We start from the raw sequence: 18,368 nt of genomic DNA, 5'->3' as shown, positions 1-18,368 counted from the left end.
TATGCACAACGGGTTTCAACCAGGTCCGGAACACCGGTTCAGTTTCGGTCTGTGGACGGTAGGCTGGCAGGGCGTCGATCCGTTCGGGGTCGCGACGAGGGGTCCGCTCGATATGCGCTACGCGCTCGAGCGGTTGACCGAGCTCGGCGCCTGGGGTGTCAGTTTCCATGATGACGACTTGATTCCGTTCGGCAGCACGGATGCGGATCGACTGCGCAGGGTTGCCGATCTCCGTTCGGCGGTGGACGAAACCGGGATCTCCGTTTCCATGGTCACCACGAACCTGTTCAGCCATCCGGTATTCAAGGATGGCGCGTTGACCGCGAACGACCGGGATATCCGGCGGTTCGCGCTGCGTAAGGTGCTGCGCAATATCGACCTTGCCGCCGAACTGGGTGCCCCGACCTATGTGCTGTGGGGTGGCAGGGAGGGAGCGGAGTCGCCACTGGCAAAGGATGTCCGTGCGGCACTGGATCGCTATGCCGAGGGGCTGGACCTGCTCTGCGGTTACATCCGCGAGCAGGGCTACGATATGCGGCTGGCTATCGAGCCAAAACCGAACGAGCCGCGTGGCGATATCTTGTTGCCCACGATTGGCCATGCCCTGGCGTTCATCACCAGACTCGCCGACGGCGAGCTCGTCGGCGTCAATCCCGAGGTCGGCCACGAGCAGATGGCGGGTATGTCGGTAGTACACGGCTATGCGCAAGCCCTGTGGCAGGGCAAGCTGTTCCACATTGACCTGAACGGTCAGCAGGGGCCGCGCTATGACCAGGATCTGCGGTTTGGCAACGGTGATCTGAAATCGGCCTTTTACCTGGTGGATCTGTTGGAAAGCGCCGGCTATCAGGGACCACGGCACTTCGATTTCAAACCGGCACGCACCGAGGACGACGAGGGCGTCTGGGCCGCCGCGGCGGGTTGTATGCGTAATTACCTGATCATGGCGAGTAGAGCACGCGAGTTGCGCGCTGATCCGGAGGTAGCCGCCGCGTTGCGGCGATCCAGGGTGCCGGAGCTGGCACTGCCCACCCTGGAGCCGGGTGAGACGCTCGCGGACCTTCGCGCGGAGCCGTTCGACCCGGAAGCCGCCGGTGCACGTGGCATGCATTACGAGTATCTCGATCAGTTGGGTATGGAGCATTTGCTCGGCGCGCGCTGAACGGCGCATCGAGTAGGAAAGGAGGGCAGCCGGCACAGCACCAAGGTCTGAGTTCACGGCCCGGGGACCGTTCGTCGGGCTGGCGCTAGCGAGGAGAAGCACCTGTGCAACGAGGCATAACCAGCGGATCAAGGAAGCCAAGGACGCGGCTCAGCCGGTTGGGCGCCGCGGCGCTCGCGCTGGGCACCGCGCTGGCCACCGCGGCGGTAGCGGCTCCAGCCGCGGTGGCGGTACCGCAACCAGCCGAGCAACAGATCGGGCAACAAGGCGCCCGACACACTGCCGACGAGCCGCCGGCCGAGTCGGACTTCGACCAGATCACCCTCGCCAAGGGTGAACCGAGCACCGGCGAACCGATCGCGATGGCGGTGCTCCCGGACCGTAGCGTGCTGCACACCGCGCGGGACGGTCGCGTCATGCTGACCACGCCGGAAGCGAGCACCACGCTGGCCGCCGATATCGACGTCTACACGCATGACGAAGACGGTATGCAAGGCGTCGCGATCGACCCGAACTTCGCGGAAAACCGCTGGGTGTACCTGTACTACGCGCCACCGTTGGAAACCCCGGAAGGGGAGGCCCCAGAAGAGGGCAGCAGCGCGGACTTTGAGCCGTTCCAGGGTTACAACCAGCTCGCCCGGTACAAGCTTACCGAGGAGGGGACCCTCGACCTCGCCAGCGAGCAGCAGATCCTCCGGGTTGCCGCGGACCGTGGCACCTGCTGCCACGCAGGTGGGGAAATCGATTTCGATGCCGACGGCAATCTGCTGCTGTCCACGGGAGACGACACGAACCCGTTCTCATCGGACGGTTACACGCCGATCGACGAACGGGAGAACCGCAACCCCGCCTTTGATGGGCAACGATCGGCGGCGAACACCAATGATCTGCGTGGCAAACTGCTGCGGATCACGGTAGCCGAGGACGGCAGCTATACCGTTCCGGAAGGAAACCTGTTCAAACCGGGCGCCGAAGGAACAAAGCCGGAAATCTACGCGATGGGTTTCCGCAACCCGTTCCGGTTCGCCGTGGACCACGAAACGGGTTGGATCTATCTCGGTGATTACGGTCCGGACGCCGGATCGGCGAACCCGGATCGTGGCCCGGCGGGTATGGTCGAGTTCAATCTGATCAAGGAGCCGGGTAACTACGGCTGGCCGTACTGCGTCGGCGACAACGAACCGTACCGGGACTACGACTTCGAGTCCGGTAACTCCGGTGAGCCGTTTGACTGTGCGGCGCCACGAAACGAGAGCCCGAACAACACCGGGCTCACCGAGTTGCCGCCGGCTCAGCCCGCATGGATTCCTTACGACGACGGGTCCGTCCCCGAGTTCGGCAGTGGCCCGGAATCGCCGATGGGTGGGCCGGTCTACCGCTTCGATGAGTCGATCGAGGAGGAAACCAAGTTCCCCGAGTACTTCGACGGCAAGAACTTCGCTTATGAATGGGATCGGGGTTGGATCAAGGAGATCTCGGTCGGCGAGGATGGTTCGCCCGGCGAGATCAAGCCGTTCTTCGATTCGATGGATCTGGTCCGGCCGATGAACATCGAGTTCGGGCCGGACGGCTCGCTGTACGTACTGGACTACGGCAGCGGTTACTTTGGTGGGGCGGAAGACTCGGCGCTGTATCGCATCGACTACACCCAGGGCAAGCGCACACCACAGGTCCAGCTCAGCGCGGACACCACCAACGGTCCCGCACCACTTACCGCCAAGTTCGATCCGGAAGGGACCAACGATCCGGACGGCGAGGCTGTTGAGTACGCCTGGGACTTCAACAACGACGGGGAAGTCGACTCGACCGAACAGGGCCCGACCGAGTTCACCTACACCGAGCCGGGCAGCTACTCGGCGAAACTCGCGGTGACTGACGAGTCCGGCCTCACCGGCTACGCGAGTGTGGTCATCACGGTGGGCAACACCGCTCCGACGGTGGAGGTCGAGCAGCCGGTGGATGGTGGCTTCTTCGGCTTCGGGGACCAGGTTCCGTTCAAGGTCACGGTCACCGATCCGGAAGACGGCGAGATCGACTGTTCGAAGGTGACCGTGGAATACATCCTCGGGCACGACAATCACGGTCATCCGTTGAGCCGCGAGACCGGTTGCGAAGGGACGATCGAAACGCCGGCCGATGAAGGGCATGGCATGGACGCCAATGTGTTTGGCGTGATCAATGCCAGCTACACCGATAACGGCGCTGGCGATGTGCCGCCGCTTACCGGTTCCGGGCAGAACGTGCTGCAGCCGAAGCACAAGCAGGCCGAGTTCTTCGACGAGGCCGAAGGCGTTGAGGTTGTCGAGCACGAGGGCGCAAAGGGCGGTAAGCGTGTCGGCGGGATCGACCCTGGCGACTGGATCAAGTTCGAACCGACGAATCTGACCGGGTTGACCGGGATCGGCTACCGGGTTTCCTCCGGTGGTCCAGGTGGCACGATCGATGTGCACGCGGGGGCGCCAGACGGCCCGCTGGTGCACAGTGTCGAGGTGACCGATACCGGTGGGGTCGATCAGTACGAGGATCTGCCGGCAACGCCGATCGAGGATCCTGGCGAAACAGGCCCGCTTTACCTGGTGTTCAACGGTTCTGGTTCGAACCTGTTCGATCTGGACATGCTCGCCGCCGAGGGCGACGGGGTGGCTGCTCCGCCAAGCGCCAGCGGCGCACCAGGTGAGGAACCGCCACCGGCGCAGCCCGAGCCACCGGAAGCACCAGAGCAGCCGAAAGATCCAGAGCAGCCGGAACCGGTGGCCTGCGAGCCAACCGAGCCGGAGGACGGCTACCGCGCCCTGTTCGATGGAACCCAAGAAAGTCTCGCCAACTGGCGGCAGGCTGGACCGGGCGAGTTCGAGTTCCAGCAGGAAGACTGCACCATCAGGTCGACCGGCGGGATGGGGCTGCTCTGGTACGGCGAGGAGTTCGACGCGTACTCGCTCAAACTGGACTGGAAGATGACCGGGGACGACAACTCCGGGGTATTCGTGGGCTTCGAGGAACCCGGTGATGATCCGTGGCATGCGGTGAACACCGGCTACGAAGTGCAGATCGACGCCACCGATGATCCGGACAAGACCACCGGTTCGATCTACGACTTCCAGTCAGCCGATATCGCCAAACGCGATGAAGCCCTGAAGCCGCCGGGCGAATGGAACTCCTACGAGATCGTGGTCGAGGACCAGACGATCAAGGTGTTCCTGAATGAGGTGCTGATCAACGAATTCGCCAGTACCGACCCGGAGCGGGACCTGACGAGCGGATTCGTCGGCCTGCAGAACCACGGTGATGCCGACGAAGTGCACTTCCGCAACGTTCGGATCACAGAGTAAGTCCTACAGCTTGGGGTGCACCGGCCGTGCACCCCAAGCTTGGGCCTTTCGGGAGGTGTCGAAAGATGGCGAAAGCAACTGGACTGTGGTTGGTCGGCGCACGCGGCTCGGTCGCGACCACCGCGATCACCGGCCTACTCGCGTTGCGGGCGAACCTTGTTGAGCCGGTTGGTTGCGTGACCGCGCGGCCCGAACTGGCGCATGAACTGTTCCCCGGCTGGACCGAACTGGTCGTCGGCGGGCACGATATCGCGCATCAGCCGTTGGCCAAACGGGCGGAGCAGCTAGCCGATGCCGGCGTGCTACCGCACCGCATCGTGCCGGCGATCGCGGATGACCTACGAGCGGTAAGCGCGGAGATCCGGCATGGTTACCACCCAGCCGAAGCACACGAACCCGCCGCGGCCGCGATTGACCGGATGGCCGCCGATATCGCCCGATTCCAGCATAGCCACGATCTCGAGCAGGTCGTGGTGGTCAACGTTTCGTCAACCGAAGCACCGTTTCCCGAACTGCCGGAACACGACGACCTCGCGGCGCTGGACGCCGCGCTGCGCGATCCGGCACGCACCGTGCTGCCGCCAAGCTCGGTGGCGGCGTACGCGGCCGTGCGGGCTGGCTGCGCCTACGTGGAGTTCACGCCCTCGCTGGGCATCCGGGTACCCGCGCTGCGGGCGCTCGCCGAGAGATCCGGGCTGCCCTATGCCGGCGCGGACGGTAAAACCGGCGAGACATTGCTGCGCACCGCATTGGCGCCGATGTTCACCGAGCGCGCCCTGCGGGTGCGTTCCTGGGCGGGTACCAACCTGCTTGGCGGTGGCGACGGTGCGACCCTCGCCGATGCCGAGCAGGTGCGCGGCAAGCTGGCCAGCAAGGGACGTGGTCTTGCCGCGTTGCTCGGCGAGGAGGTGACCGCGCCGCTGCATATCGACAATGTCCCGGAGCTCGGCGAACAGAAAACCGCATGGGATCACGTATCCGTAGAGGGTTTCCTCGGCACCCAGCTGACCTTGCAGTTCACCTGGAATGGCTACGACTCGGCGCTGGCGGCGCCGCTGATCCTGGACCTGACACGACTGGTCACCGCCGCTCGCAGGGCCGGCGAGCGGGGCGCGCTTGGCGCGCTTGGCTTCTTCTTCAAGGACCCGTTAGGTAGCACCGAGCACCGGCTTGCCGAGCAAGCGCGCGAGCTGGCCGACTGGATTGGCGGTCTGCATGCGGAAGGAGCGCAAGGGTGAAGACCATTGTGGACCTGGTAAGGGCACCGGCCGCGTTGAGCGTGCTCGGTGACTCGCTTGCCGGTGCGGCCAGTGTGGGCGCGCCGATGCGTGGCAGGAGGTTGCTGCTGCCGCTCGCCTCGGTGGCGCTGTACTGGTCGGGAATGGCGCTGAACGACTGGGCGGATCGTGCCCTGGACGCGGTGGAACGACCGGAGCGCCCCATTCCGTCCGGTCGGATCAGTCCCGGTGCCGCGTTCGGCACGGCTGCCGGGTTGACCGGCGCGGGGCTGGCGCTCGCCGGGCTCGGCGGTGGGCGCCGCGGGTTCGGCACCGCCACCGCGCTGGCCGCGGCCATCTGGGCTTATGACACGACGCTGAAACCCACCGCGTTCGGACCGGCGGGAATGGCCAGTTGCCGAGCACTGGACGTGCTGCTCGGGGCCAGCGGCTCCCGGCAACGCGAAGCGCTGCCGACGGTTGCCGCGATCGGCGCGCATACCTACGCGGTGACCGCGTTGTCCGCCGGTGAGGTGCACGGCGCGGCGCGGTCAACCGCACGGTTCGCGCTCGGTACCACGGCCGTAGCCGCGGTGACCGCGCTGAGTGGCCGGGCGCGGTTTCCGCGCGATCGGGTAGCCGCGGCCGGTTGGGGTGCGGTCTATGCCGGCACCGTGGGCACCGCACAGTGGCAGGCGGTACGGGAACCGGCCGCGCCGGCCGTGCGTGCGGCGACCGCGGCCGGAATCCACGGCATGGTCCCGTTACAGGCAACGGTGCTTGCCCGCAGGGGCAGCCGGTGGACCGCGGCGTTACTCGGCGCGGGCTTGCCGCTGGCGCGCCGGCTGGCGAAGCGGGTGAGCCCGACATGAGCACGGGCCTTCGATTCGGCTACGGCACCAACGGGTTCGCCAACCATCGGCTCGACGACGCGGTGGAGATCATCGCCGAGCTCGGTTACACCGGCATCGCGCTCACCCTGGACCATCACCATCTCGACCCGTTCGCCCCGGATGCCACCGCGCAGGCACGCAGGCTGGCCGGTCGACTACGAGAGCTCGGCCTGCGCGTCGTGGTGGAGACCGGGGCGCGCTATCTACTCGATCCGCGTGCCAAACACGCGCCGACGTTACTGGACGACGAACCCGGCCCGCGGCTGGACTTTCTCCAGCGCGCGCTGGAGATCGCCAGCGAACTCGGCGCGGACTGCGTGTCCTACTGGTCCGGTAGCAAACCGGTTGAGCTGCCGGACGAACGGGCCTGGCAGCGGATGCTGGACGGAACCGGCACGGTGCTTACGCGGGCCGAACAGGTGGGTGTACCGCTTGGCCTGGAACCCGAACCGGGTATGTTCGTGGAGCGATTGGCGGACGCGCTGCGGCTGCGCGCGGAACTCGGCGAACCATCGCTGCTCGGCATTACCCTGGATATCGGGCACTGCATCGCGGTGGAAACCGACAGTCTCGCCGACTGTATCCGGCAGGCCGGGCCACTGCTGGTGAACGTGCAGCTCGACGATATGCGCAGCGGTGTGCACGAGCATCTCGAGTTCGGTACCGGGGAGGTGAACCTGGCCGAAGGGTTCGCCGCTCTATCCGAAGTGGACTATCGTGGAGTCGCGGCCGTCGAGTTGCCGAGGCACAGCCACGCCGCGCCGGTGGTCGCGGCACGCTCGATGGACGCGCTTCGCGCAGCCTGGCGCCAGGTGAGCCCGCATCCCTGGCTGGCCGAGGCGGAACAACGGGTCGCGACCGAGTTGACCGCGATCCGGGGTTTGTTCCCCGCGGTTGGCAGGAAGGTCGGCCGGCAGCCGCTGCGGTCCGCCGAGGATCCGGCGGGGCTGGTGTATGGCACCGTCGACGATCTCGCGCGACGTCAGCTGATCGGCGTACTGGTGCGCAACCATGACGCGGCTGAGGTCGCCGCGGAGCTGGCCGAGCTGTACCGGTACGGCGATGACGCGGAACGCCGTGGCGTACTGCGCGGGCTGGCCGAACTCGGCCCGGAGGCCGGTGCGGCCGGCCTACCGATCGTCGCGGATGCCTTGCGCACCAACGACACCCGGTTGATCGCCGCCGCGCTCGGGCCGTTCGCCGAACGGGAGCTCGATCAGCATTCCTGGCGACACGGGGTGCTCAAATGCCTGTTCGTCGGGGTACCGACCGAAGCGGTCGCCGGGCTGGACCGCAGAAGCGACGCGGAACTACGACGCATGGTGCGCGATTTCGCGGCGGAACGAACGGCCGCCGGTCGGCAGGTGCCGGCGGATGCTCGCCGATTGCTCGAGGGGAGCCAGTGATGCGGATATTCGATCCACATATCCATATGACCTCGCGGACCACCGCTGACTACGAGGCGATGTACGCGGCAGGCGTACGCGCGCTGACCGAACCGGCTTTCTGGCTCGGTCAGCCCCGTACCAGCGTCGGTTCGTTCACCGACTACTTCGACGGCCTGCTCGGCTGGGAACGCTTTCGCGCCGCACAGTTCGGTATCCGGCACCACTGCACCATCGCGCTGAACCCGAAGGAAGCCAACGATCCCCGGTGCACCCCGGTTCTGGACGTGCTACCGCACTATCTGGCCAAGGACGGGGTGGTCGCGGTCGGCGAGGTTGGCTACGACTCGATGACCGCCGAGGAGGACGCGGCCTTCGCCAGGCAGTTGGAACTCGCCGTCGAGCACGAACTTCCCGCGCTCGTACACACCCCACATCGAGACAAACTCACCGGCACGCGCCGGAGCCTCGACGTGGTCGCCGAATCCGGACTGCCTCCGGACAGGGTGGTGATCGACCACCTGAACGAGCCGACCGTCGGGATGGTCGCGGAATCCGGCTGCTGGATGGGGTTCTCCATCTACCCGGATACCAAGATGGACGAACACCGGATGGTTCAGCTGCTCCGCGAGTACGGCACCGATCGCGTGCTGGTGAACTCGGCTGCCGACTGGGGCCGGTCCGATCCGCTGAAGACACACGCGGTGGCGACCACCATGCGAGCGGCTGGCTTCACGGACACCGAGATCGGGAAGGTGTTGTGGGACAACCCGGTCGAGTTCTACGGGCAGAGCGGCCGGCTGTTGCTGGACGGTCTCGCCGGATCCGGTCCGGATGCCGAGACCTTCGCGGGTAACTCGGTATTGCGCGGCGGCCGGCCGGGAGGTGACGGCTGAGATGCTTTCCTACTGTACGAACGTGCACCCGGCCGAGGACCTACCCGGCGTACTTGACCAGCTCGACCACTTCGCCGTACCGATCAGGGAGCGGCTGGGCTGGGACCGGCTTGGCCTCGGCATCTGGCTGGCCGCACCGGTAGCCGCCGAGCTGGCCGCGGAACCGGCCAGCCGCCGCCGGTTGCGTGCCGAGCTGACGGCCCGTGGGCTCGCGGTGGTCACCATGAATGCCTTCCCCTATGGCGGTTTCCACGACGACGTGGTGAAACACCGGGTGTTCCAGCCGCCATGGAGTGATCCGGCGAGGCTGCGCTACACATTGGACTGTGTCACGGTGCTCAGCGAGCTGCTCGACGAGCAGGCGGTCTATGGCAGCATCTCCACACTGCCGCTCGGTTGGCGCGAACCGTGGACGAGCTCGCGGGAGACGCGCTGCGCGATGGCACTCGACGAGTTGACCAGGGTGCTGCGCACCAGCGAGGCGCGGGCCGGACGGCCGATCCGGTTGGCCGTCGAACCGGAACCAGGGTCCAAACTAGACAACATCGCCGCGGCGGTGGACTGGCTGACCGGGCGCGTCGATCCGCGGTTCATCGGACTGTGCCTGGATACCTGCCACCTAGCGGTCTCGTTCGCGGACCCCGCGGCCGAGGTGGCGCGCATTCACGCGGTCGGGCTGGACATCGTGAAGGTGCAGCTCTCCGCCGCGCTGGAACTTCCCGACGCCACCGATCCGCATGGCAGGGCGGCACTGGCAGGGTTCTCCGAGCCACGCTACCTGCACCAGGTGCGGGAACGGGCGAGCGACGGCACGGTGCATGCCATTGACGACCTGCCCCAGGCGGCCGCCGAGCTGCCGGGGGTGGGCACGCAGCGGGTGCACTTCCATGTCCCACTGCACGCCGAACCGACCGCACCGCTGGTGGCCACGACGGGAGTGCTGCGTGCGGCACTGGCTGCCGTCACGGCGGTGGGCCCCCTGCCGCATCTCGAGGTGGAGACCTACACCTGGCAGGTGTTGCCCGAACCGCGCGGGAGCACGCGGGTGGATGTGGTCGCGGGGACGGCGGCCGAACTCGATTGGGCCAACCGAACGCTCGATGCGGTGCTTGCTGAAGAAAGGGCGGCGGTATGAAGCCAGTTAGCCAGCCCGGTGCGAAACCACTGGTGGTACTCGACGTCGTAGGGATGACCCCGAAACTACTCGGGCATATGCCACGGCTGCGTGAGCTTGGCCAGCGAGGCTGGCAAGCCGAGCTCGGCACCGTGCTGCCCGCCGTCACCTGTAGCGCGCAGTCCACGTTGCTCACCGGCCTGCGGCCGGCCGAGCACGGGATCGTCGGCAACGGCTGGTATTTCCGGGAGCTGGGCGAGGTCTACCTCTGGCGGCAGCACAACAAGCTGGTGTCCGGGGAGAAAATCTGGGATGCCGCCCGCAGGTACGCGCCCGGGCACACCACCGCGAACGTCTGCTGGTGGTACGCGATGGGCGCGAGTACCGATTGGACGGTGACGCCCCGGCCGATCTATCACGCTGACGGTCGGAAATCGCCGGATTGCTATACCCGCCCGCCGGAGCTGCACGACGAGCTGACCGCGGAGCTCGGTGCCTTTCCACTGTTCCAGTACTGGGGCCCAACCGCCTCGCTTGCCTCGACCGAATGGATCGTGGCGGCCAGCCGGCGCATCCTGGCCAGGCATCGGCCGGATCTGCTGCTGGTGTACCTGCCGCATCTGGACTACGACCTACAGCGCTACGGTCCCGATTCGCCGCAGGCGATCGCCGCCGCACGCGATGCCGACGCGGCGATCGCGCCGTTACTTCAGGACGCGTTGACCGCTGGCGCCTCGGTGGTGGCGTTGAGCGAGTACGGCATCACCCCTGCGTCCCGCCCGGTTGCGGTGAACCGCGCGTTGCGCGCGGCCGGCTTGCTCGAGGTCTATACCCAGGCGGGGATGGAATACCTCGATCCGTGGGCATCCAGGGCGTTCGCGGTCGCCGACCATCAGGTGGCACATGTCTACGTGGCCGACGAAGCGGATCTACCTCGGGCGCGCGCCGTTGTCGCCGAGCTGCCAGGGGTGGATCAGGTGCTGGACCGGGCGGAGCAGGCCAAAGTTGGCCTGGACCATGCCAGGGCCGGCGAGCTCGTCGCGGTCGCCGAACCGGATGCCTGGTTCAGCTACTACTACTGGTTGCGTCCGGATGCGGCGCCGGATTTCGCGCGCGGCGTGGAGATCCACCGCAAACCCGGTTACGACCCAGCCGAGCTGTTCTTCAACCCGCGCGATCCGCTGGTCAAAGCCAAGGCCGCGGCGAATCTGGCGCGCAAGAAGGTCGGCCTGCGCTACGCGATGAACGTGGTCCCGCTGGAAGGCAGCTGGGTTCGCGGTTCGCATGGCAGGTTGCCGGATACGGCCGCGGACGGGCCGGTGTTGTTGTGTTCCGAGCCGTGGGCCCCGGCCGGGATCGAATCCAGCGGCAGGGTGGCCGCGACCGAGGTGCGCGATCTGTTGCTCGAGCTTTCAGGAGTAGGTCAGCCGGTAGGCGAGTTGGACAAGGGAGCGCTGCGATGAGTCGACCGATCACGCTGTTCACCGGCCAGTGGGCCGATCTGCCGTTTACCGAAGTGTGCCGGCTGGCAGCCGAATGGGGCTACGACGGCCTGGAGATCGCCTGCTCCGGTGATCATTTCGAAGTGGACAGAGCGCTGGCCGAACCCGATTACGTGGCTGGCCGGCGCAAGCTGCTCGCCGAGCACGGGCTGGGTGCCTGGGCCATCTCGAATCACCTGGTCGGCCAGGCCGTCTGCGATGACCCGATCGATCACCGGCACCAGGCCATTCTGCCCGCGCGGATCTGGGGAGACGGCGAACCGGAGGGGGTACGCCAGCGCGCCGCCGCTGAACTCGCCGATACCGCTCGGGCCGCGGCCAAGTTCGGCGTGGACACGGTCGTCGGCTTCACCGGTTCGAAGATCTGGAAGTACGTAGCGATGTTTCCGCCGGTCGCCGCGGGGGTGATCGAGGACGGCTACACGGATTTCGCCCAGCGGTGGAACCCCATCCTGGACGTTTTCGACGCCGAAGGGGTGCGGTTCGCGCACGAGGTGCATCCCTCGGAGATCGCCTATGACTACTGGACCACACAGCGGACATTGGCCGCGGTCGAGCACCGGCCGGCCTTCGGATTGAACTGGGACCCTTCGCATTTCGTGTGGCAGGACCTCGACCCGGTGGGTTTCATCCTGGACTTCGCCGACCGGATCTACCACGTCGACTGCAAGGACACCAAGAAGCGGTTCGACGGCCGAAACGGCCGACTCGGCTCGCATCTGCCATGGGCGGACGCCCGGCGCGGGTGGGATTTCGTCTCGACCGGACATGGTGACGTGGATTGGGAAGCGGCGTTTCGCGCATTGTCCGCGATCGGTTATGCCGGCCCGATCTCCGTCGAATGGGAGGACGCGGGCATGGATCGGTTGCGTGGTGCCGCCGAGGCCGTGCGCTACCTCCGCGAGGTGCTGTTCGAACCGCCCGAGGCGGCCTTCGACTCCGTTTTCCGTACAGACAAATGAATGGGCCATTCGCGCCGACAAATGAGTGGAGCGAACATGTCGGATTCCCGTTTAACGAACAGTCAACTGTCCCGCCGTACCGCGCTGCGGGGCCTGCTCGCCGGTACGGTCGCCGCCGGCGCGCTTGCTGGTAGTGCCGGTGTCGCCGCCGGCTCGAGCGCCGGCTGGCGGCGTATACCGCGTAGCAAGATCAGCATTCAGCTCTACACCCTGCGCACGCTGCTGGAACATGATGTCGAGGACACCCTGCGGGAACTGGCCGCGATTGGCTACCGCAAGGTGGAGATGGCCGGCACCTACGGGTACTCGGCCGCCGAGTTCCGCGAGCTGCTCGACAAGCATGGCCTGCGGGCGACATCCAGCCATGTGGGCATCGACGACGGTCCGTTGGATTCCCTTGTCGAGGACGCGCAAACGCTTGGCAACCAGTACGTGGCGGTACCCTTCGCGGACTTCGACACGATCGCCGAATGGCGAACGTTCGCCGATCAGTTGACCGAGGCGGCCAAGGCGTTCCGCGCGGCGGGTATCCGATTCGGCTACCACAACCACGACCACGAGTTCCGGGAGATCTCCGGTACCAAGCCGTTCGACGTGATCGCCGAGTGCACCGATCCGCGACTGGTGTATTTCGAGCTGGACCTGTTCTGGGCGGTGGACGCCGGAGAGGACCCGGTTGAGCTGTTCCGCGGCCACTTCCCCCGGGTTCGCCAGTACCACGTCAAGGACCGCACGGCCGACGGCGAGATGGTCGATCCAGGTGCCGGGGTGATCGACTTCCCCGGGATCTTTCGGGCCACCCAGCACGGCAGGTTGGCCGAGTACATCGTGGAGCACGACGAACCGACTGATCCGCTCGGCACCGCGCGGGCCGGATACGAGTACCTGGCGAACCTACGCTGGTGAATGGCTGCTAGTCGTGCTCGTCGGCAAGCTCTCGCCGCCGGGTACCGAGTTGATCAGGGAAGACCCAGCGGCGAAAGCCCCAGAACCGGAAGCCCATCGCGAGCAGCATGCCGATGATCGAGCCGCTCACGAAGTCCGCCGTTTCCTGCACCAGCAGGGATACGTGCGGGGTCTCCAGTTCGAGTACGTATCGGGAGATGTACGGCGGGATTACGTTGATCCCGATGCCGACCCCGCTGATCAGGAAGAACAGCGCGGCCTCGTGATGGCGTTCGCGTCCGCCCCTGGTGCGAAACGACCACTCGCGGTTGAGCACGTAGGAGACGATGATCGCGATCAGCACGGCGATCGCCTTCGCGGTGACCGGTTTGGTCTCCAGCACGGTGAACTTGAGGGTGAACCACACGCCGTTGTCGATCACGAAGGTCGTCGCCCCCACGATCGCGAACTTCAGCAGCTCGCGATGTCTGATCATGACCGAACGCAGTGGTTTCGGTAGCCAGGCGAGTACGGAGTCGACAACGGTCACGGGGGCGAGTCTACGGAACACTCCTGCGCGCCCGTGTGGTTGGTGGAATCAGGCCGCGCGATTTCCGCGCTCGATCGGCTGGGTCACGCCGGAGGTGCTGGTCAAATTGCGTGGCCGAGCATTCTCTTCCGGGAATACCCATTTCTTGAATGCCCACCAGCGGAAAACCATAGCGAGCAGCGTGCCGACGATGATTCCGCTGCCGAAATCGGCTACTTCTTGGGTAAGCAGCGTTACCTGTGGAACTTGGAGGTGCAGCAGGTACCGGGAAACCGCGAGCGGTAGCACGTTGATTCCTACCGCGATCCCACTGATCAGGAAAAACAGCGCGGCTTCGTACCGGCGTTCCCGCCCGCCCCTGGTGCGAAACGACCACTCGCGGGACAGCAGGTAGGACACGATCGTCGCGACCAGGATCGCGATCCCCTGTGCGGTAAGCGGCTTGTCGTTGAGCACGGTGAGCTTGAGCGCGTAGTTCAGCACGATGGTGACGACGAAGCAGATGCCGCCCACGACGCCGAACTTCAGCAACTCGCGATGCCGGAATAGCAGGCCACGTAATGGGGCTGGCACGCGGCGTAACACTGTTCCCGCGGAGATCATGGCCGCCGATCTTATTCCTTCGCGAATTCGCGGGACGAGGGGGGTATTGCGCAGTGCTTATGCGTAGAAATACCCAGTTGTAATGTCCGCGACAATACCGGCCAATATCGAGCGATATTCAACTCCTGTCCGGTATGTGCAATATCAGATTGCCGTATGGGAAATGTGATATCGAGGTAAAAGCGGAACCGGTCAGAAGTACCAGGTACCGCCGGGGACCCGGTTCAGCGCCGGTCCCGAGGTGCTGGTTGGCGCTGGGCTCCTCGACTGTGTTGACGTCGACGAGCTCGATTCCTCGCGGGTACTGGTCGGTTTCGCTTCCTCGCCGCTGTTGCTTGGCGGCGTGGACGGTGACCCTGGCGTACCGGTTGGCGTAGGCGTGCCACTCGGGGTGGGTGTGCCGGTTGGCTTGCCCTGCTCATTCGACGGGCTGGGGTTGCCCGAACTGGGCTGTTCCGGTGTGCCGGACGGCTCGGGGCGATCGACATCCGGCGTGTTCGGGATGGTGGTCGGGTGCTCGTCCGGCGGTCCTGGCCACGGCCATGGCCATGGCCAGCCGGGCAAGGTCACCGTCGTGGCATCCGTGGCCGACCCGAGCGTGGCCGTGAGGCCCACCTCGCGGTCCTCGTACTGCCGATCGGACAGTTTCACCCGCAGGTTCAGCCGTTCGCCCGGTTCGATCGGCTCCGTCGTAGTGCAGGTCGTACTCGCGCCGTCCGAGCTGCAATCGGTGTTCGGTCGGGACAGCGTGGCGGTGCCCTCGGCGTCCAGCGTGATCGTGACGGTGTTGGTGCTCTCCCCGGTGTTGCGGGCGACCGCGTGTACCACCGGCCGGCCCCAGAACCACGGCCAGATCCCCGGGTCTTCGGCGTGCGCCGTCAGCCGTACGTCATCGCGCACTTCCGGTGGGGTGACGTTCACCTTCACGTTCACCTGGATATTCACCTGTGCGCCGGCCACCACGGTGCCGGTGATGTGACCGCCGCTTGCCGATTCGTCGGCGATCAGCCGGTAAAGCAGCGTTACCGACTGCCCTGGACGTAGCCCGGCCGCACTGCGGCAGCTGACCGTGCCGGAACCCGCTGGGCAGCTCACCTGGTTGGCGCTTGGCTGACCTTGCGTAGTGAGCCGAGGGGCGTCGAACCGCAGTGGTTTGCTACCGGACAGGTTGTTTCCACTGGTTGCCCGGACGCCGTCGGGCAAGTTCAGCGTGGACTCCACTGGTTCCGAAGTGCTGTCCCCGGTGTTACGCACGGTGATTGGTAGTTCGGCGGGGCCGCCTCCCGGAACCAGGTGCACGCTCGGCGGTGGCTCCGCGTTCAGGCTCGGCGGGCCGGGCTGCTCCTGCGGCGGGTCCTCCGGCGGTGGCGGTTCCGCAGGTGGCTCGGCCGGCGGGGGTTGCTCGGGCTGTGCCGGCGGCGGCGCGGGCGGGTTCGGCGCGGCGGGCGGATTCTGCGGTGCCGGTGGATTCTGCTGCGCGGGCGGTTGCGCCGGCTGCTCGGCCGCCGGTGGTTCCTGCGGCGGGGCAGCGGTGGGGATCTCGGCCGGGCCGCCGCCGGCTGCCATCGCGACCGTTACCGCGGCAACCATGGCGACCCCGGATGCGCCTACGCCGACGAACTGCCGTGGCCCGGATGCCGCGGCACCCGCGACACCACTTCCCGCCGAACCGCTCGCCGCCGCGGCCAACCCCGCGGTCGCCGCGGAAGCCTTCGCCGCACCGGCGGTGGTGAGGTAGGCGGTAACCGCCCCGCCGAGCACCAGCGGGGCGATGATCGCCCGCAGGGCGCCGTTCACATCGGCGAGTTCGGCTGCCAGCGCGCGGCACTCGTCGCATTCGTCCAAATGCGCCTCGACCTGCGCGCGCTCCCGTTTGGACAGCCCGTCGCGGACATGTGCGCCGAGTCGGTCGGCGGTCGCCCGGCAGCGCTCCGCCGTGGTTTCCGCCAGATGCACCTGCAGGTAGGCCTGGCGCAGCCCTTCACGCGCCCGGTAGGCGAGCGCGGACACCCCGTTCGCGGTCAGCCCGAGAATCGGCGCCACTTCGGCCGGCGATTGCTGTTCGATCTCGGTGTGCCAGAGCACGGTCTGCCAGCGTTCCGGCAGCGTCGCGAAGGCACGCGCGGCCAGCGAGCGCTCAAGGCCGGCGACGGCGGTGTCCTGGAAGGGAATGCTCACCGCCTCGGCGGATACCCCGCCAACGGTCGAGACGTCGTCGGAGTACTCGACCTTGCGATCCCTGCGGGTCTTGTCGTATGCGGTGTGTCGTAGCGAGGTGAGCAGGTAGGCGCGGAACGCGGAGTCCGGACCGCGGCCGTTGCGCAGCGTGTCCAGCACCTTGGAGAACGCCTCGGAGACCAGGTCATCCGCCTCGGCTGGCGAGCGAGCCAGCTGGCGGGCCAGGTTGTAGGCCGCCGCGACATGCCGCTCGTACAGCGTTCCGTACGCCTCGATCTGCCCATCGCGGACCGAAGCGATCAGCTCCGCATCGCTCGAGCCGTGGACGTCGGCGGGAACGGTGGACACGGGACTCCTCTGCGCCAGTCGTGGGTGGCCTGCTCATCCGGGTAGAACGCGGCCGATGTCAATTAGACGCGGCAACCCCCATAGTGTCACGGATGTGCCCGTCGCAGTCACGATCTGGGTGTACTTGATGACCCATTGAGGTCAACGGTGCTTTGTAGGGCGCTAAGGCTAGCTCGCGCACAACCACTTGGCGAGTGCCCGGGTCAGTAACCCCGCGAGTTGGCGGATCGTGGAACCGGTTGGATCGTCGCAAGCTCCAACTTCGGTCGGTGAACCGCCGTCACGGTTGCCGGTTCGGTACGTCCCTCGGGTGATGCGGGCGGACGGATGTCCGGTTGACGGGGAAGGGCAGCGCAAGAGTGGACACGGGAGCTACCGGGGCGGCCGATGGCCTGGGTGGTGCGGAGCATCGGGCGTCGTTTGGCGCCGATGAGCTCGGCGAATGCACCGAAACCTCGGGGGCACAGGTGGCCGTTCGGGTACTGCGCCATCGTTGGCGGGTGGCGAGCCTGGCGACCGGCTGGCGGTTCCCGAGCGACTGGTCGTTACCCGAGGTCGACGAGGTGTGCGCCTCGGTACTGGCCGGGGAGGACGCCGCGATCGCCGATTCGCTGGCAAAACTCGGCAGGGCGCGGGCCACCGCGGGCGCGGGGCTACCGGAGACGTTGACCGATCTGGCCGCGCTGCACGCGGTACTCGCCGATCCCGGAGCGGAAAGCGAGCCGGCCACGATCGACCCGGACGGCACGCCTTCGGTTCGGCTCACCACCACGGCGTTGGCCTGGGCGGATGCCGCGATGGAGCCGGTGAGGGATGCCGGCGTGCTTGATCCGCTCACCGGTCTGGTCAGCCTCGCGTATCTGCGGCAACGGCTGGACGAGGTGTATCGGGGTGCCGATCGCGCCGGGCACTGGGTCGACAACCGGTACACGCTGTTGGTCGTTTCACTCGATCCTGGCGCGCGGTCTGGCTGGTCCAGGATGGCCAGCATGGTGCTGGTCGCCGACGTGCTTCGCGCGGTGTTCGACGGCGGGGAGACGCGGTGCGCGCTCGGGCCAAGCACGGTTGGGGTGCTTGCCGACCGGGAGGATGGCTTGGCCGCGCGCGCCGTACTGGTACGGCGTCTGGTGAACGAGCGGGCCTGCGCTGATCCGGCGCTGCATGCCGAGCGACAGCCACGTACCAGCTTGGTTCGCCTGCCAGCCACCTACGAGCGCGCCATCGAACTGCTCGGCCGGTTAGCCCGCTGACCACCCGAAACTCCACGTTTAGCGGGCTGACCGTTGATTTTGGGGCGCGTTTCGCGGGCTGAACGTGGTTCGGGTGGTTGCGCGGTACTGCTTA

General features: G+C 66.6%; 14 protein-coding genes. 11 read left to right on the top strand and 3 right to left on the bottom strand.

Annotated elements, in window-relative coordinates:
* Position 1: 1 nt before the first annotated feature.
* From xylA to EV191_RS00215, 10 genes are all read left to right on the top strand, one after another.
* Positions 2–1,162: a xylose isomerase gene (xylA, locus tag EV191_RS00260; RefSeq protein ID WP_132876030.1), complete on the top strand. Its 1,161-nt coding sequence runs from the start codon at positions 2–4 to the stop codon at positions 1,160–1,162.
* Positions 1,163–1,266: 104 nt separating this feature from the next.
* Positions 1,267–4,491: a 3-keto-alpha-glucoside-1,2-lyase-like domain-containing protein gene (locus EV191_RS00255; protein ID WP_424565414.1), complete on the top strand. Its 3,225-nt coding sequence runs from the start codon at positions 1,267–1,269 to the stop codon at positions 4,489–4,491.
* A gap of 65 nt (positions 4,492–4,556) precedes the next feature.
* On the top strand, positions 4,557–5,729 hold the full coding sequence (locus EV191_RS00250; RefSeq protein WP_132874770.1) for an inositol-3-phosphate synthase: 1,173 nt from the start codon (positions 4,557–4,559) through the stop codon (positions 5,727–5,729).
* A complete protein-coding gene (locus tag EV191_RS00245) occupies positions 5,726–6,580 on the top strand; it encodes an SCO3242 family prenyltransferase (RefSeq protein WP_207894354.1) in 855 nt (284 codons plus the stop codon). Before EV191_RS00250 ends, EV191_RS00245 begins: the two co-directional genes overlap by 4 nt.
* Positions 6,577–8,007 (top strand): EboA domain-containing protein, encoded by a 1,431-nt coding sequence (locus tag EV191_RS00240; protein ID WP_132874769.1) that lies wholly within the window; start codon positions 6,577–6,579, stop codon positions 8,005–8,007. Before EV191_RS00245 ends, EV191_RS00240 begins: the two co-directional genes overlap by 4 nt.
* Entirely contained in the window at positions 8,007–8,882 is an 876-nt protein-coding gene (locus EV191_RS00235; RefSeq protein ID WP_132874768.1) for a TatD family hydrolase, read from the top strand. The genes EV191_RS00240 and EV191_RS00235 overlap by 1 nt, the downstream gene beginning before the upstream one ends.
* A 1-nt stretch (position 8,883) precedes the next feature.
* Positions 8,884–10,017 carry a metabolite traffic protein EboE gene (gene eboE / locus EV191_RS00230; protein WP_132874767.1) on the top strand — a complete coding sequence of 378 codons (1,134 nt, stop codon included), beginning with the start codon at positions 8,884–8,886 and terminating at the stop codon, positions 10,015–10,017.
* Positions 10,014–11,459: an alkaline phosphatase family protein gene (locus EV191_RS00225; protein ID WP_132874766.1), complete on the top strand. Its 1,446-nt coding sequence runs from the start codon at positions 10,014–10,016 to the stop codon at positions 11,457–11,459. Before eboE ends, EV191_RS00225 begins: the two co-directional genes overlap by 4 nt.
* Complete coding sequence (locus EV191_RS00220) at positions 11,456–12,460, top strand: sugar phosphate isomerase/epimerase family protein (RefSeq protein WP_132874765.1); 1,005 nt, start codon at positions 11,456–11,458, stop codon at positions 12,458–12,460. The genes EV191_RS00225 and EV191_RS00220 overlap by 4 nt, the downstream gene beginning before the upstream one ends.
* Positions 12,461–12,496: 36 nt before the next feature.
* Positions 12,497–13,366: a sugar phosphate isomerase/epimerase family protein gene (locus EV191_RS00215; RefSeq protein WP_132874764.1), complete on the top strand. Its 870-nt coding sequence runs from the start codon at positions 12,497–12,499 to the stop codon at positions 13,364–13,366.
* Between the two features lie 7 nt (positions 13,367–13,373).
* On the opposite strand, the gene EV191_RS00210 is transcribed toward EV191_RS00215, so the two are convergent.
* The 3 genes from EV191_RS00210 to EV191_RS00200 form a co-directional block, all read right to left on the bottom strand.
* The gene (locus tag EV191_RS00210; RefSeq protein ID WP_165912769.1) at positions 13,374–13,895 is read right to left on the bottom strand and encodes a GtrA family protein; all 522 of its coding nucleotides are present in this window, start codon (positions 13,893–13,895) and stop codon (positions 13,374–13,376) included.
* 48 nt (positions 13,896–13,943) lie between these two features.
* Positions 13,944–14,498 carry a GtrA family protein gene (locus tag EV191_RS00205; protein WP_132874763.1) on the bottom strand — a complete coding sequence of 185 codons (555 nt, stop codon included), beginning with the start codon at positions 14,496–14,498 and terminating at the stop codon, positions 13,944–13,946.
* Between the two features lie 192 nt (positions 14,499–14,690).
* On the bottom strand, positions 14,691–17,024 hold the full coding sequence (locus EV191_RS00200) for a sigma-70 family RNA polymerase sigma factor (protein ID WP_132874762.1): 2,334 nt from the start codon (positions 17,022–17,024) through the stop codon (positions 14,691–14,693).
* Between the two features lie 359 nt (positions 17,025–17,383).
* Between EV191_RS00200 and EV191_RS00195 the strand changes: the two genes are divergently transcribed.
* Complete coding sequence (locus EV191_RS00195; protein ID WP_132874761.1) at positions 17,384–18,274, top strand: GGDEF domain-containing protein; 891 nt, start codon at positions 17,384–17,386, stop codon at positions 18,272–18,274.
* Positions 18,275–18,368: the final 94 nt, after the last annotated feature.

Origin of the sequence: Tamaricihabitans halophyticus (assembly GCF_004340875.1) — a bacterium.
GTDB classification, from domain to species: domain Bacteria; phylum Actinomycetota; class Actinomycetes; order Mycobacteriales; family Pseudonocardiaceae; genus Tamaricihabitans; species Tamaricihabitans halophyticus.
Note: the sequence above shows the minus strand (reverse complement) of the source record. Positions and strands in the feature narration are given on the sequence as shown.

What these genes read in the sequence shown, in the direction of transcription:
- EV191_RS00205 (WP_132874763.1), bottom strand. Translation starts at nt 14,498, where the DNA reads ATGATCTCCGCGGGAACAGTGTTACGCCGCGTGCCAGCCCCATTACGT.
- eboE (WP_132874767.1), top strand. Translation starts at nt 8,884, where the DNA reads ATGCTTTCCTACTGTACGAACGTGCACCCGGCCGAGGACCTACCCGGC.
- EV191_RS00235 (WP_132874768.1), top strand. Translation starts at nt 8,007, where the DNA reads ATGCGGATATTCGATCCACATATCCATATGACCTCGCGGACCACCGCT.
- EV191_RS00215 (WP_132874764.1), top strand. Translation starts at nt 12,497, where the DNA reads ATGTCGGATTCCCGTTTAACGAACAGTCAACTGTCCCGCCGTACCGCG.
- xylA (WP_132876030.1), top strand. Translation starts at nt 2, where the DNA reads ATGCACAACGGGTTTCAACCAGGTCCGGAACACCGGTTCAGTTTCGGT.
- EV191_RS00225 (WP_132874766.1), top strand. Translation starts at nt 10,014, where the DNA reads ATGAAGCCAGTTAGCCAGCCCGGTGCGAAACCACTGGTGGTACTCGAC.
- EV191_RS00250 (WP_132874770.1), top strand. Translation starts at nt 4,557, where the DNA reads ATGGCGAAAGCAACTGGACTGTGGTTGGTCGGCGCACGCGGCTCGGTC.
- EV191_RS00220 (WP_132874765.1), top strand. Translation starts at nt 11,456, where the DNA reads ATGAGTCGACCGATCACGCTGTTCACCGGCCAGTGGGCCGATCTGCCG.
- EV191_RS00240 (WP_132874769.1), top strand. Translation starts at nt 6,577, where the DNA reads ATGAGCACGGGCCTTCGATTCGGCTACGGCACCAACGGGTTCGCCAAC.